Annotated in this window: 7 protein-coding genes and 1 pseudogene; 3 read left to right on the plus strand and 5 right to left on the minus strand. The window is 44.6% G+C overall.

Going from position 1 to position 15,420, the window contains the following annotated elements:
* Positions 1-192 precede the first annotated feature (192 nt).
* Positions 193-1,380: a multidrug effflux MFS transporter gene (locus tag CKV62_RS08345; protein WP_095066497.1), complete on the plus strand. Its 1,188-nt coding sequence runs from the start codon at positions 193-195 to the stop codon at positions 1,378-1,380.
* Positions 1,381-1,857: 477 nt separating this feature from the next.
* On the opposite strand, the gene CKV62_RS08350 is transcribed toward CKV62_RS08345, so the two are convergent.
* The 5 genes and pseudogenes from CKV62_RS08350 to CKV62_RS08370 form a co-directional block, all read right to left on the minus strand.
* Entirely contained in the window at positions 1,858-6,114 is a 4,257-nt protein-coding gene (locus CKV62_RS08350; RefSeq protein WP_095066498.1) for a 2-hydroxyacyl-CoA dehydratase, read from the minus strand.
* Positions 6,115-6,579: 465 nt separating this feature from the next.
* Positions 6,580-7,137 (minus strand): annotated as a pseudogene (locus tag CKV62_RS08355) (MetQ/NlpA family ABC transporter substrate-binding protein); the annotation flags it as partial.
* Positions 7,138-7,173: 36 nt separating this feature from the next.
* Entirely contained in the window at positions 7,174-8,211 is a 1,038-nt protein-coding gene (locus CKV62_RS08360; protein WP_095066499.1) for a nicotinate-nucleotide--dimethylbenzimidazole phosphoribosyltransferase, read from the minus strand.
* Positions 8,212-8,513: 302 nt separating this feature from the next.
* Complete coding sequence (locus CKV62_RS08365) at positions 8,514-9,830, minus strand: dicarboxylate/amino acid:cation symporter (RefSeq protein ID WP_095066500.1); 1,317 nt, start codon at positions 9,828-9,830, stop codon at positions 8,514-8,516.
* 132 nt (positions 9,831-9,962) lie between these two features.
* The gene (locus CKV62_RS08370) at positions 9,963-11,135 is read right to left on the minus strand and encodes an iron-containing alcohol dehydrogenase (RefSeq protein WP_095066501.1); all 1,173 of its coding nucleotides are present in this window, start codon (positions 11,133-11,135) and stop codon (positions 9,963-9,965) included.
* Between the two features lie 155 nt (positions 11,136-11,290).
* Here CKV62_RS08370 and CKV62_RS08375 point away from each other — a divergent pair, with 155 nt between their 5' ends.
* Both CKV62_RS08375 and CKV62_RS08380 read left to right on the plus strand, forming a co-directional pair.
* Positions 11,291-12,844: a hypothetical protein gene (locus tag CKV62_RS08375; RefSeq protein ID WP_095066502.1), complete on the plus strand. Its 1,554-nt coding sequence runs from the start codon at positions 11,291-11,293 to the stop codon at positions 12,842-12,844.
* Between the two features lie 257 nt (positions 12,845-13,101).
* The gene (locus CKV62_RS08380; RefSeq protein ID WP_095066503.1) at positions 13,102-15,384 is read left to right on the plus strand and encodes a ribonucleoside-diphosphate reductase subunit alpha; all 2,283 of its coding nucleotides are present in this window, start codon (positions 13,102-13,104) and stop codon (positions 15,382-15,384) included.
* Positions 15,385-15,420 lie beyond the last annotated feature (36 nt).

Genomic DNA, 15,420 nt, shown 5'->3' on the forward strand with positions numbered 1-15,420 from the left:
TATACATAAAAAGGAACGGTTCCACGAGCTGTTCCTTTTTATTATGAAGGATCTTATAATCGCGATCAAACATAAATCTATAGAATTTTCAGCTCAATCATGATAAAATATTTGAGTCAAAACATTACATGCAGTCTGCGAAACACGATTCGCAGGCTTTTATTTTTCCCATTTCTCGTATAGGAGGATTCTATGACACAGCAAAACTCTACTAAAGTTTCCTTTATCCTGGTATTCTTTCTCGGTCTATTAACAGCCATAACACCATTGGCAACCGACATGTACCTGCCATCCTTACCGATTATGCCCGGCGAACTCAATACATCCGCCTCCAATATTCAAATGACCATCGGCATCATGACTTTCGGTATCGCCTTGGGACAGCTCTTCGGAGGTCCTATCAGCGATACTCTGGGCCGTAAGACACCACTTATTATCGGAAATCTATTATGCGTTATTTCCGGTATTATCTGCGCCTACGCACCAAGCATCGAAATACTGTTATTGGGTCGTTTTCTACAAGGTTTAACCGGATCTGTAGGAGTCGTTATCGCCAAGGCCATCGCCCGTGACTTTGCATCGGGACCAGAGCTGACAAAACTCTTTGCGCTACTCATGATGGTCAACGGATTGGCCCCTGTATTGGCACCGCTTATCGGCGGGCAACTGCTGCTGTTCACCACATGGCGCATGATTTTTGTCATTTTGGCGGTATTCTCCTTTATCTTATTGATAGGGTCGTTCTTATTTCGTGAAAGCTTATCGAAGGATCAACGTGTTACCGGAGGTGTGAGCACAGCCTTGACTAATTATGTCAAACTCATTAAAGACAACGCCTTCCTAGGCCAAACTCTAATTCAATTCTTTGCATTCGGTGCCTTCTTTGCCTATATTTCAGGTTCATCCTTTGTATATCAAAATATATTCCGACTATCTGCACAAGAATTCAGTTACCTCTTCGGTATCAACAGCTGCGGCATCATCTTAGCCAGCTTCATCAGTGCTAAAGTAAGCAACGTCATAACAGATCGTCAGCTGTTATCATTCAGCCTTTGGCAACTCACCATCGGGTCCATATTATTTTTAACGGCTATGCTCCTTGAGTGGCCGCTCATACCTGTATCAATCATCTTGTTCTTTACAGTATGCACTGTCTCCCTATTCGGTTCCGCCTCTTTTTCCATGGCGATGACAAAATACGGAAAACTCGCCGGTAGCGCATCCGCCGTACTCGGTTTCGCTAATATGTTTTCTGCCGGTATCGTATCTCCACTCGTTGGTATAGGCGGAGAACATACAGGGGTGCCCATGGGGGTAACAATGCTAGTATGTGCAGTGCTTTCCTTATTGTGCCTATATGAATTAGTAGAAAAAGAATAATCTCTTTTATACATTTATGTGAGCCCCACAATGGGGCCCGACTACAACAGAATACTATTAGTATATAAATAAGATACCCCTTTCCTTGCTCAGTACGTCACTACGTTCCGTAAAATCGCTTCGGAAAGGGGTATCTTATTTATATTAACACTAACTATGGAGGCATCCCATTGAGGGGCTATACAGTTAAATTAAAATCAACTAATTTTTTTACAAATAGACTAAGCACCATAACGGAAAGCACATGCTCAACTGATTGTAGAGAAAAGGGGCTGTTTTGTTACAGCCCCCTCCCTCTACCATCTGCACTAGTTATATTTTCAATGGGACTGCTTCATATATACAGTTATAAAAAGAGACTACCTATACCGATGCGCGACTTAGCTCGCTTTGGAGCGCGGAGGTATAGGTAGTCTCTTTTTAATTAAATTATCGATATGTAACGGGACCCCATTGAAAATATAACGGAATACTCATTTACTCGAACATTGTAGACAATAACAGTTTCAAACGATTTGCTTGATTTACCGCACTGGAGCCTGGATCGTAATCGATGGCGGCAATGCGCACGTCCGGATAGGCGGCGGATAGTGTTTTCACCATGCCTTTACCGGTTACGTGGTTTGGCAGACAGCCGAACGGTTGCAAGCACACGACCTGTTTAGCACCTTTTTCGATGAGATCAATCATATCACCTGTGAGGAACCAGCCTTCACCGCATTGGTTGCCGAGATCGATAAAGTGAGACGCTTCTTTCGCCACCTTCGTCATCCGTTGTAACGGATCAAAGTGTTTCGACGCAGCAACGGCCTTAGCATATGGTAAACGATATAATTCGAGCGCTTCACGGGCCAAGGTACCGAAGAAACCGGACAACCATGTACCGTCCAGATGCTTAGCGCGATAGGTGCTGTCCATTGCACAGTACAGGAAGAAGTCAAGCAGGCCGGATGTAACGACTTCGCCACCTTCTTTTTCAATGAGTTCATTGATATGGTTATTAGCGCTCGGATGGAATTTAACGTAAATTTCCCCTACGACACCGACGCGAGGTTTCTGTACCTTTTTATCTACCGGAAGATTATCAAAATCATTGACAATTTCCTTGATGTATTTGCTATACTGACGAAGGCTCGCCGAAGTAATATTCTTGCGAAGCTTTTCAACCCAGTAATTACATAATGCATCGGTAGAGCCGGGATTCGTTTCATACGGACGTGTAGCCAGTACGCATTGCATGAGGGCATCGCCGTATACGACAGCCTGAATCATACGATGCAGGAAGCCCTTAGTCAATTTGAAGCCCGGCTGACGTTCCATAGCACTCGCATTGAGGGATAGAATCGGAACCTGCTTCATGCCGGCATCGATGAGGGCTTTACGCAAGTAACCGATATAGTTCGTCGCACGACAGCCGCCACCTGTTTGAGAGATGATAACAGCGGTTTTATTTACATCGTATTTACCGGATAACAACGCGGACATGAGTTGCCCTATGACGATGATAGCCGGATAACAAGCATCATTATTGATATATTTAAGGCCTACTTCGATATCATCCCGAGTCGGAGCCGGCAACAAATCAAAATCATAGCCTTCACTCTGAAGAACAGGTTCCAAGAGGCTAAAATGCAACGGTGACATTTGAGGCACCAGAATTTTGTACGTCTTGCGCATTTCCTCAGTAAACACGACGCGGTTATAATCATAAGCCGGCGTTTGATCCACAACGACCTCTTCCGGAGCCTCAGGATTATGATGACGTCTCAAGCTGCGTTCCATTACGGATTGTAATGAGCGCAAACGAATCGTAACAGCGCCGAGATTCGTACCTTCATCAATCTTCAATAATGTATGAATCTTATGTTTTGCTGAAAGTATGTCTTTCACCTGATCGGCTACGATAGAATCAAGGCCGCAACCGAACGAGTTAAGCTCAACAATTTGGAATCCTTCCGTACGACTCACAAATTCAGCTGCACGATATAGACGGCTATGGTATGACCATTGATCGACAACGCGCAGATGTTTGATTTCATTGCCGAGAGGTGCTACCCCATCCTCGGTGAGGACAGCCATCCCGAGGGATGTGATAAGTTCAGGAATACCGTGGTTGATACCGGAATCCAAATGGTACGGACGCCCCGCCAACACGATGGTCGGAATCTGTTCCGCTACGAGACGGGATACAGTTTTCTTTGTAGTTTCTCGATACGAAGCCTTACAGTTTTCCTGCTCTTCCCAAGCCTTTTCGACAGCATTGGCAATATCCTTTTTCTTGAGATCAAGGAAATCCAATGCTTTCACAAGGGCGGGAACAAGAGATTTCTTATCCGCCAACGGCAGGAACGGACTATGAAACGGTGTATCACCAAGTACATCCTGCATGTTGTTTTTAATCAGTTCCGGATAGGAAATAACCATCGGACAGTGATAATTATTGTCTCGGCTGAACTCCTTAGGCCCATGTTGCACACATGGATACCATATAAAGTCCACCTGAGAATTCGCCAAATCGCGAATATGACCGTGTACAGCCTTCGCCGGATAACATGCCGTATCGGACGGAATCGTATCGATAGCCTTGTTATACTGATCCTTGGTGGTGTAATCGGATAAGATGACTTCACAACCTAATGTATTGAAGAATGTGAACCAGAACGGAAAGTCCTCATACATATTGAGCACGCGAGGAATGCCGACACGCAACTTACCTTCAAATTCCGGAATATTTTTCTTTAAGTAGTAGTCGAAATAACGACGTAATTTGACCTCTACCAAGTTCGGCACCGGTTTTCGCGCCTCCTGAATCATATCGCCCGCACCGCGATCACAACGGTTACCCGTCACATAGGTACGCCCGTCTGAGAAGGCATTAATGGTGAGCATACAGTTATTGGAGCATAGACCGCAATTGCGCATCGTCGTTGACACCTGCAATGATGCGAGCCCTTCGCTATCGAGCAATGTGCTGTTCTGAGTTTGGAGGTCTTCTGCCGTTTCAGCCGCAAGCAACGCCATGCCATAAGCCCCCATCAATCCGGAAACATCAGGCCTGATCACCTCTACGCCCATCAATTTTTCAAAGGCGCGCAGTACGGATTCGTTGTAAAACGTACCGCCTTGTACAACGATATGGTCGCCCAGTTCTTTAGGATCTTTTACCTTGAGAACCTTGTAAAGGGCGTTTTTAATAACGGAATACGCAAGGCCGGCCGCAATGTCCTGTACCGTGGCACCTTCCTTTTGAGCCTGCTTTACCTTGGAGTTCATAAATACCGTACAACGGGACCCCAGATCGATCGGCAACGGTGCCAACAGGCCTTCCTTGGCGAACTGGTCGATAGGAATGCGCAGACCGGTCGCGAATGTATCGATGAAAGAACCGCAACCGGAGGAACAGGCTTCGTTCAATACGATATCCTCAATATAACCGTCACGAACCTTACAGCATTTCATATCCTGTCCACCGATGTCCAGGATAAAGGACACATCAGGGCAGAAAAAACGGGCCGCCCGATAATGGGCCATCGTTTCCACTTCCCCGATATCGATACCGAGGGCGCGTTTCAAGAAAGCTTCGCCATAGCCGGTAACACCGGAATGAGCGATATAAGCCCTCTTCGGCAACTGTTCATATATTTTTTCAATGATTTCTCGGGATTTTTCTAACGGTTTTCCGTGGTTAGGGCCGTAATGAGAGAAAATAATTTCCTTATTGCTGTTAATCAGCACTACTTTCAGCGTTGTCGACCCTGCATCGATACCGAGATAACAAGGTCCTTCAGCATCCTCGATATTCGCTTTCGGAGTCACCGCCTTCGCGTGACGCGCACGGAATGCCTCCAGCTCCTGCTCATTGGCAAACAGCGGATCAATACGGTCCGTCGCCTCCATAGGCTCGCCGATAAGGTTACCGATTTCCTTCGTCAACTGACCTACCGTGATGTCGCGACAGTCCTCTTTCATCAACGCAGCCCCTAATGCGACGAAAAGCTCGCCGTTCTCAGGAATAATGCGATGTTCCTCATCAAGATTCAATGTATCGCAGAAGCATTGGCGCAATTCGGACAAGAATGTCAACGGACCGCCGAGAAAGGCCACATTACCTTCAATTTTATGACCACACGCAAGACCTGCAATCGTCTGATTTACAATGGCCTGGAATACGGATTTCGCGATATTCTCATGAGATGCGCCTTGGTTCAGCAACGCCTGCACGTCTGTCTTGGCGAAAACACCGCAACGCGCCGCAATCGGATAAACCGTATCGGCATTCATCGCCAACTGGTTGAGACCGGATGCATCCGTTTGCAATAATGTCGCCATCTGATCGATGAAAGCACCCGTACCCCCTGCACAGGAACCGTTCATTCGATGCTCAGCGGTCTGACCTAAATAGGTTACCTTCGCATCTTCACCGCCTAATTCGATGATGACATCCGTCTGTGGATATAAAGCCTTAATGGCCCGCGTTTCCGCAATAACCTCTTGTACAAACGGTACACGCACCTTTTCAGCCATAGCCATACCGCCGGATCCCGTAACAGATACATGTACCGGTGCATCTTCGTAACCCACTTGAGCCTCTTGAAGCAAAGTATGTACGGTATCCAAAATGTTAGCATAATGGCGAATATATTTTTTATACAAATAATTATCTTGTTCGTCCAATAATACGACCTTAACAGTCGTAGACCCCACATCAATCCCCATGCGTAGCATGTGTTGCATAGATACCTCTCTTTATGATAACCGTATGATTCAATCAAAATCATACTTTCTTACGTGAAAGTAACGCGTATTAACTACGCCCTTACATATAATCCAATGAAATTAAACATAAGTAAGCTTTCACAGTAACACCTAACCTTCACAAGAACATCTAATTTTTTAAATATCCTATACTTATATTATACAACAAATACAGCTAAAATCTAAGTTTTTCTATATTACAATGAGTTATAAAGAATATGCCTAATTTGATTTACAACGCCAAATTCGTTATAGGTTTTATAAATTATTATATCATTATAATATAAAAATAAAGTATCTATTGATACCTTTAATTAATTTATAATAAAAAGAGACTTCAATGTGATATGTGTTACGCTTTTTATCTATAGAACAAAAACATTATAAACTCTGGCTTTACAAAACACCTTCATATACGCCTCTATTCTATCAGAAACTCATCACCTAGAACGCGGGAATGATTGCTCCGCTGTAATGTTCCTGAATAAATTTCTTAACCTCAGGAGATTGTAATGCTTTCGCCAGTTTCTTAATAGACTCCTTATTTTCGTCCCCCGGGTTTACGGAAAGAAGATTTGCATATGGAGAGTCCGCCTTTTCTACGAACAGACCATCCTTTGTAGGGTTAAGGCCTGCCGGCAATGCATAGTTTGCATTGATAACAGCCGCATCCAAATCTTGAATCGAACGAGGTATTTGAGCCGCTTTCAACTCTACAATTTGGATATTTTTCGGATTGCTCGTCACATCAAACGGTGTATTAGTCAAACCCGTCGGATCCTTCAATGTTACAAGGCCCGCACTTTGCAATAAGAGAAGTGCGCGGGCACTATTCGTCGGGTCGGATGGAATAGCAACCTTTGCTCCATTCGGTAAGTCTTTTAAATCTGTAATCTTTTTAGAATAAATTGCCAAAGGTTCAATGTGAACCGGTGCCAAACTTACAAAGTTCGTCCCATGGTCACGGTTGAAATTATTTTGATACGGAATATTCGCAAAGAATATACAGAAGGATAACTAATATCTATAACCACATATTTACAGTTTCATCAAATCCGCCATCGTGCCTACACTGACAAACATATATTGTATTGTTTTCAACAGTTGCACCATCAAAATAGCTCCTGTGCCTTCGCCCATCGCCATCTGAGCCTGTATCGGCACCATATCCCGACTAAGTCCTAACTCCGCAAGGGCCAGCTCCATACCGGGTTCACGAGAAAAATGGGACGGCAAGGCATAGGCTTTCACCATCGCATTTAAACGCACCGCACACGCTGCCGCCACAGCTGATATGAAACCATCGATAACAAAGGGACAGCGCAATTCTGTACAGGCTATCATCGCCCCTGTCATAGCGGCAATGTCAAAGCCGCCCACATGAGCCACAATCTGATGAACTCTATTGATTTCATTACTCGCCGTAAAATATTCTTTATGTTTCTCAAGTACAGAACAGACGAAATCAATTTTTCGCTTCATCAAATCCGGCTTATCAGGCCATGACCCGGGACCTACCGTGTTTTCAGGCTCGACGCCCAGCAGTGCGGATAACACACAAGCGGACGTAGTCGTATTGCCCAGCCCCATTTCACCAAAGGAAAATAGATTAGCCCCCTGCTCTGCATAATGCCGAACCCGTTCATAGCCGGCCTGAAAGGCGCGATTAAATTCCTCTTTTGACATAGCGCTATGATGCAAAATATTCTTCGTCCCCTTCGCCACCTTACAATCTATGCCGATGCCTTCATCACAAGCGATTCCCACATCGACAACCTCATAGGGAATATGATTAAATTTGCAGAAATGAGTAACCGCCGTATTGCCCAGCACCATATTTCTGGACTGCTTTTGAGTCACCTCATAATTGTAGCCTACGCACCCCTCCATATTGCATCCGTTATCGGCTGCAAAAATGATATGTTGCGGTCGAACAGCTCCGTCAATGCGCCCCCAAGCCGTACAAATCCTACGGAAATATGCTTCCCATAAACCGAGACCGCCCGGAATGAGGCACTTCGACTGAATAAATTTATTCAATTGTTGCTCTATAGGTGTTGTTACTTTATCTTTCATGCTATTTTCAGACCGTAATATACCGACCGGCCTTCTATTCCTTCGACATTATTTTATATGAAAGTATATCACAGATGATATAGCCAGCAATATGACTATTTACTAGTATTCCGTTTATGTTTACATTCTACCTTTAAATACTTATTACGTCACAAAAAGGTTATTCCCATAACAGAATAACCTTTTTTGTGTGCGTACATCATTATATTTGTTCTTCAATATATTTATATACTTAATATCTATATACGCATCTACGCACCTCTATACATCAGTATATAAATATATTCTACTTAACGTCTAATTTATACGCCTTGAAATTGAGGCATATCTCCATCGGAGTCGTCCAGCTTACCTTGAAGATCATGGTCAACCATCGCGCATACGGATGCATCGGACCAAACGTTTTCAGCGGTTTCAATCATATCGATAATGGTATAAATCGGCAAGATGATACCGAGCAGTCCGATTGGAGCACCGATTGAACTCATCAAGGATAAGGTCAGGAAATAGCATCCCATCGGAACCCCCGCATTACCGATAGCGGCAAGAACGGCAATAAATAGCCATGCCACCATCGTGCCGATGGTCAACTCAATACCCGCATTTTGCATTACAAACAGGGATGTAACGAGTATGAAAGCTGCACAGCCGTTCATATTGATGGTTGTACAGATCGGCAGTACGAAGCGCGCCACTGCAGGATGTGCTTTCAGATTATCCTCGGCGGACGCCAATGTTACAGGCAATGTTGCGGCCGATGATTTTGTAAATAATGCAACCGCTACGGCCGGAGACATCTTACGAAATACGTCAACCGGGTTTAAACCGCGGAACAGTAGAAACAACGGGATTACGATAAAGAATTGAATTAAGTTCCCGCCGATAACAACAGCGGTGTATTTACCTAATGCACCTACGATGACACCGGCCTCAATTTGTGCGGACAATTGCCCCGCAAAGGCAAGAATACCGATCGGCAACACATAAAGCAATGCTTTAATCAAGGTGAACAATAATTCCTGTAAACCGAACAAGACTTTCAATACCGCCTCGCGACCTTCCGTACGAGGCATAAAAGCAAAAGCCAGACCGACAGAAGCGGAAATGAACATCACGGACAATACATTTGCCTGCAGGTACGGTTGCAAGATATTGTTAGGGATTACGGATAAGAAGTGATCGTAATACGTTACGGCGCCCAATTTTTCAGGCACCTGAGCCGCCCCTGCGCCGATTACATCCAATGGTAAATTACCCGGCGCAATCCAGAGATACAAGCCGAGACCGACGGCGGCGGCACAAATTGTAGTCAACAACGTATAAACTACAGCATGACCGAAGATACGGCCCGTATCCTTTTTAGCGCCCAGCATAGACAATGTGGTAATAACCGCTAATGATACGGTCGGTATCGCAATAAACTGGAACAACCGCGTAAACACAGCGGCAATGAAATTGAAAAGATCATTGAGCACAGGAATATGCTGCCAGCCCAGGATGGCGCCAATGATGAGCGCCCCCATCCACAAGATAAACTGGCGCAACTTACCTTGGCCTCGACTCTTTAAGGTAATCTCCTGCGCTAAGGCATCAACTTTTTTATTATTCTGCTCTACCATAAAACACCTCACAATAAACTACTAAGAGAGACTATAAAACTCCAATCCTATAAACCGGAAACCATAAATTTTTCGGTCTCTTTGTAAAACCCATTATAAAGATATGCTTTAATGATGTCAATAATAACAAAATCACATCATTTTCTCATACAACATTTCAATATCCTCACGGCTCACATCAGCCATAGTATTTGCCAGATTCCCCGCCGCTACGACGTATACATTATCGACGAGCCAGGAGATATCCTGTTTGGTAAATCCTAGTTTCGTAAGGTTCGTCGTTAAGTCCAGCTCATTCACCACGCTTCGTAATGCCTCACCGAGTTCAGATCCGTCCCCATGATTAAAAATACATGCTAAAGCACCAAACTTCTCCGGATTCCCGTTCCATGTATAGTCCACCACAACAGGTTCAATCACGGCCAGACCGACGCCATGCGTAATATCTTTAAGACCACTGGCCGGATGCTCCATGCCGTGTCCAAGTGTTACACCGGCCGTATTGATGACCATACCGCCGATTGTGCTGGCAAGGGTTACCGATTCCCACGCATGTTTACATTGTTCATCAGATAGTGTACCGGCCTGTCCGTTAGCAACGGCTTTCACATGACGATAAAGAGGCACCAGGTATTGTGCCAACAATGTTACCGCATGGTGTGCCAACGCATCCGTAAAAGGCTGCGCCGTTTTCGACGTGTACGCCTCGATGTTATGACACAACGCATCAAATCCGACAGATGCCAATATATGCGGCGGCATCGTTCCCATTACACCGGGATCCACTATGGATACCTTCGGTACGATGGTATTGCAACGCAAGGATTTTTTATCACCCGTCTCCGGATTCGTCAATACGCCAAAGCCGTTCCCTTCAGATCCCGTGCCACATGTCGTCGGGATGACTACGAGGGGAAGTGCATTCTCACTCGTTTTCCGATTGAAAATATAATCGTTAATATCCCCGTCGTTCACCGCCATGAAGGCAATGCCTTTTGCACAGTCCATGATAGATCCCCCACCGATAGCGAGGACCATGTCACATTCTTCAGACTTGGCTAATGCGGCGCCGTCCAAAGCCGTCGTTGTCAACGGATTAGCATCGACCTTGTCAAACAATACATGATCAATATGTGCCGCATCAAGCTTTGCCACTACGCGATCATATAAACCGGACTTTTTGGCACTGGTCCGCCCCGTCACGATGAGTGCTTTGTTGCCGTATGCTTTCACATACTCGGAAACACTGTCCACCTTGTTCCAACCGAATTCAATATGCACCGGCAAAAAATATGAAAACTCCATTGCGCTACCTCTTTTCTATTAACATCCATGTCTTACCGCTATTGTAATGTAATTCACTATACATGTAAAACCTCAAAAATCTCATAGGACTTTCACCACAAAACAAGTATACTATGTATAAGCTGGAGACTATATGTTTAGAAGGAGAACAACCTATGAAATTTGCACTGACGCATTTATGGTCATCATTGAAAAACCTGGCAAAAGATTCGCCCCTGTTATTAATTCTGATCATTCTGTTTTCTTGCACGCCGTTCTACATTAATACTGACTGGTTTGCCCAGATAGATACTATATTCTACGTAATGTATTCGGTCATCATCATATTACAATCATATATAACGCGCGAACGAAGGTATTCCCTATTATTCACCATAGTCAGTATTATCATCGCCGCAGGATTACATACAATTTATAAAACATACCAGGATATACCTGGCATTAAAATGGCCATCGAAAACATGACAGCCCTCTGGCTGTATTCCATGATTACCCTCTATTTCACGTCCGCCGACGGCCACTATATAGGGGAAATCATCAATCGGCTCAAGCGTATCGGTATCACCATCGTTTCCTCCCTGCTGTACAACATCATCATTGCCATGAGTTTGTGGTTCTTATATATCATTTTAGGCGATGTCTTTCCCTTTAAGGAGGCCACGTTCAAGGTATTGGTATCAATCAACCTGTTTATCTGTACGACCATGATCTGCTCGTACAGGGAATCCCCTGAAGGTCCTCCCGAACCGGGTTCATTCTTTACCGTTGTGTTCGGCGTTATTATCCCTAAGGCGTCAATCATAACGGGCATCCTTGCGAACATCTATCTAGTTTTAATTCTGTTGGGTCTTCGCGATGACACGCGATTCCTCTACACATATTATCCGTATGTGTCGCTGTTCTATCTGTTCTACTTGGCCAGTTTCAGATCTACTGAAAGAAGCAAAACACAGCAGCTGCTCTGTTTCTTTTTCATTACGTTGACACTGTTGTGCTTATGCCTCATCGGCAAACGCGTTATTAATGAACCTGTGCTTTGGCTCAACACGATTTACGTTGCCGCCTTCAACTTGATTTTCCTCGCCTACAACCTCTATTCCCTTGTAAAACGATTAACGCCGTCAGTACATACGTCTATCATGGCACTCGCGTTAGGGGCTGTCCTCTTAATGCCTGTCATAGGTTACACATCCTATATGAAATTTACCACCTACGATTACGATGGTGAAAGCTGGCAGCCGCATCTGGATATTGCCAGAACCTTCTCACCGGATTACAGTGCCTACAAAGTACAAAAAGACGATGAAATGAAAGCGAAACAGGAGGAATCTGAAAATACGATCAAGCTGCAAACAATCAACTTCAAAGCGATTGAGCAGCCCGAGATTGTTTCCATCGGGGACTACAATAATTTCATTTCCCATATCGAATTGAAATTATATGAGCCCACCACACGTACAGCGGAAACAGCTACTGTCGACTTCAGTACAATCAAATTCAATCTGGTCAATGACGGGAAGGATTTAGAGGTATTTTTACCGAACGGCATCATGGAAACTCACCATATCTATGATACGCTCCTTACTATCGACAAAAATTCTACAAAACCGGTCGTTATTGAAGGTACCGACTATAGACTTTATATCTATTCCTACTTCTTTAACGAGTACGGAACGCGTAGCATTACATTTAGTGTATTATACAAATAAGTGATTCTACCTGACATTCTCAATCTATATCGATTACTGTGAATTAACTTTATTGATATTTTTCTAAATGTCAATATTGAATATATAGAATTTTTTCGCTATAATCGTAACATACTGTATAAACCAAGTAAGAAAACTACCATATATAGTAGTTTTCTTATTTTTCTGATTAGACTTTCATTAAAGATAATTTATATTTTTCAGTCTAATCTTATGTATGCTTTAAATAACAGTTTTAAGACGTAAGGGGAACCATAATGGAGATTATGATCAAGAAACGGGATGGCCACGTCGAGCCGTTATCCGTTGAAAAAACGAAACGCATGATTGCCTTCGCATGTTTGGGGCTAGACTCTTGTGATCCGCTTGAACTGGAAATGGATGCGAAATTACAGTTCGTTGACGGCATGACCACCAAGGAAATTCAAAAAACACTCGTTCAAACGGCTATCGAAAAGGTTATCTCAAAAAAAGATGACGGTTTCGGCAACCAAGTCAACAAGATGAATCAGGATTGGCAATTCGTGGCGGCTCGCCTCTTCTTGTTCGATCTCTACAAGGAAGCTGCTATCACACGCCGTTACAAGGCATTCGGTTACGGCAACTTCCCGAACCTCGTGCAAATGCTGGTGGATGAAAAAAAATACGCCGACTTCTTCGTTACGGAATATACGCCTGACGAACTGCAGGAATTGGGCGATTACATCAAACCGAAGCGCGACTATCTCTTCAACTACGAAGGTCTTAAATTATTAGCGGACCGCTACCTGGTGAAAGGCTTCAACAAGGAAATTTTTGAATTGCCGCAGGAGCGTTTCATGGCTATCGCCATGCATCTCGCACTCGTAGAAGGCGACAAAAAAGTAGAATATGCCAAGGAATTCTACGACTTGATGAGTCAATTAAAAATGACGACGGCCACCCCCACATTGGCAAATGCGGGCACGCCGTTCCATCAGTTATCATCCTGCTTCATTTCCGGCGTGGATGATAATTTGTGGTCCATTTATGATGTAAACAGCAAATTCTCTCGCGTATCCAAGCACGGCGGCGCCCTCGGTATCTACCTCGGCAAAGTTCGCGCATTGAACTCCGACATTCGAGGCTTCAAAAACTCCTCCGGCGGCGTTATTCCTTGGATTCGCCTGTACAATGATACAGCCGTCGCCGTAGACCAGTTAGGCAAACGTAAAGGCGGCGCAACAGTAACACTCGACATCTGGCATAAGGACTTCTATGAATTCGTGGAACTTCGCACGAACAATGGCGACGATCGTCGTAAGGCCCACGATATTTTTCCTGCCGTATCCATTCCGAACATCTTCATGGAACGCATGATAGCACGCGAAAACTTCACCCTCTTCGATCCTCATGAAGTATTAACCGTAAAGGGTTACTCCCTCGAGGACTACTTCGATACGGATGACGAAAAAGAATTTACGAAACGCTATATCGAGTGCGAACAGGATCCTAACTTACACGGCATCGAAGTGTCGGCGCTGGACATGATGAAAAAAATCATGCGTTCCGCCGTTGAAACAGGTACTCCGTTCATCTTCTTCCGCGATACGGTAAATGCGGCAAATCCTAACAAGCATGCGGGCATGATTTACGCATCCAACTTGTGCCATGAAATCGCTCAAAACGTAGGCTTTACAAACCTCGATGAAGAAATCATCAACGAAGACGGCAGCATCACGACGAAAACAAATACGGGCGACATGGTGACATGTAATCTGAACTCCATCAGCTTGGGGCGCATTACGGACGACGAATTGGAGGCGAACATCGCCCTTCAGATCCGAATGCTCGATAATGTTATTTCCATCAATCAGGCACCTGTACCGGAATCCCGCATAACATCCGATAAATACCGCGCCATCGGCCTCGGTACATCCGGTTATCACCACTACCTCGTCAACCACAAGATTCAATGGGAATCCGATGAGCACATCGAAATAGCGGATAAACTCTTCGAAGACATCGCTTTCTATGCGATTAAAGCGTCTATGGAGCTTGCTAAGGAAAAAGGTGCCTACCCTGCTTTCAAAGGGTCCGAATGGGAAACGGGTGAATATTTTACACGCCGCGGCTATACATCCGACCGATGGAACCAGTTGGCCAACGATGTAGCTAAATACGGCATCCGCAACGGTTATCTGATGGCTGTGGCCCCTACGGGATCCACCTCTAACATCGCCAATACCACGGCCGGCATCGACCCGATTTTTAAAAAATTCTTCATCGAAGAAAAAAAGGGTTCTTTCACACCGAAAACGGCGCCGGATTTGAACAACGAAACATTCTGGCTCTACAAAGAGGCTCATACCATCGACCAGCAATGGTCTATCAAGGCTTGCGGCGTTCGTCAACGTCACATCGACCAGGCACAGTCCTTTAACCTGTATATCACTCCGCAGATGAAGGCGAAAGAAATCCTTGACCTTTACATTGAGGCATATAAACAGGGGATCAAGACAATTTACTACATCCGCAACCAGTCCCTTGAAATGGACGAATGTACGAGCTGCTCTTCTTAATCGAGCAGCACCAGTTTCTGTGAAAGCCGGCATTCT

The organism is Veillonella rodentium (assembly GCF_900187285.1).
In the GTDB taxonomy this organism is placed as follows: domain Bacteria; phylum Bacillota; class Negativicutes; order Veillonellales; family Veillonellaceae; genus Veillonella; species Veillonella rodentium.

What these genes read in the sequence shown, in the direction of transcription:
- CKV62_RS08345 (WP_095066497.1), top strand. Translation starts at nt 193, where the DNA reads ATGACACAGCAAAACTCTACTAAAGTTTCCTTTATCCTGGTATTCTTT.
- CKV62_RS08350 (WP_095066498.1), bottom strand. Translation starts at nt 6,114, where the DNA reads ATGCAACACATGCTACGCATGGGGATTGATGTGGGGTCTACGACTGTT.
- CKV62_RS08360 (WP_095066499.1), bottom strand. Translation starts at nt 8,211, where the DNA reads ATGAAAGATAAAGTAACAACACCTATAGAGCAACAATTGAATAAATTT.
- CKV62_RS08365 (WP_095066500.1), bottom strand. Translation starts at nt 9,830, where the DNA reads ATGGTAGAGCAGAATAATAAAAAAGTTGATGCCTTAGCGCAGGAGATT.
- CKV62_RS08370 (WP_095066501.1), bottom strand. Translation starts at nt 11,135, where the DNA reads ATGGAGTTTTCATATTTTTTGCCGGTGCATATTGAATTCGGTTGGAAC.
- CKV62_RS08375 (WP_095066502.1), top strand. Translation starts at nt 11,291, where the DNA reads ATGAAATTTGCACTGACGCATTTATGGTCATCATTGAAAAACCTGGCA.
- CKV62_RS08380 (WP_095066503.1), top strand. Translation starts at nt 13,102, where the DNA reads ATGGAGATTATGATCAAGAAACGGGATGGCCACGTCGAGCCGTTATCC.